Annotated in this window: 1 protein-coding gene; it reads right to left on the bottom strand. The window is 69.1% G+C overall.

What is annotated here, in order from left to right; all coding sequences use genetic code 11:
• A partial coding sequence (locus tag EOA27_RS39525) for an acyl-CoA dehydrogenase family protein (protein ID WP_145970947.1) occupies window positions 1-425 on the bottom strand: 425 nt, incomplete at its 3' end.
• Window positions 426-534: the final 109 nt, after the last annotated feature.

A 534-nucleotide genomic window follows, 5' to 3' on the forward strand; every position in this document is an offset into this window, starting at 1 on the left:
GTCATTTCCATGTTGGCGACGTCCGATCCCGAGCGCGGCTCCGACAGCGCGAAGGCCGAGATCGCCTCGCCGGCTCGCGTCTTTTCCAGCCAGCGCTGCTGCTCCGGCGTGCCGAACAGCGAGATCGCGCCGGTGCCCAGGCCCTGCATGGCGAAGGCGAAGTCGGCGAGGCCATCGTGGCGGGCGAGCGTCTCACGGGTGATGCAGAGCGTGCGCACGTCGAGCGGTCCGGGGTTGGCCAGGTCGAGCGCCGTCGGCTTCAGCCAGCCATCGCGGCCGAGCTTGGCGACGAGGTCGCGGCATGCGGCATCGACGTCGTGGTGATCGACCGGCAGGTTCTTCGCGCACCAGGCGTCGAGGGTTTCGGCGAGGTTCCGGTGGCGGTCCTCGAAGAAGGGCCAGTTGAGGAAGGAACGGTCAGGCATAGGTGCCTCCGCTGTGCTTCAATCGTCGAGCTCCACGGCGCCCCCCTCTGTCCTGCCGGACATCTCCCCCACAAGGGGGGAGATTGGCAGCTCGGGCGCCGGCGCCATC

It is taken from the genome of Mesorhizobium sp. M2A.F.Ca.ET.037.01.1.1, from assembly GCF_003998075.1.
Taxonomy (GTDB): Bacteria; Pseudomonadota; Alphaproteobacteria; order Rhizobiales; family Rhizobiaceae; genus Mesorhizobium.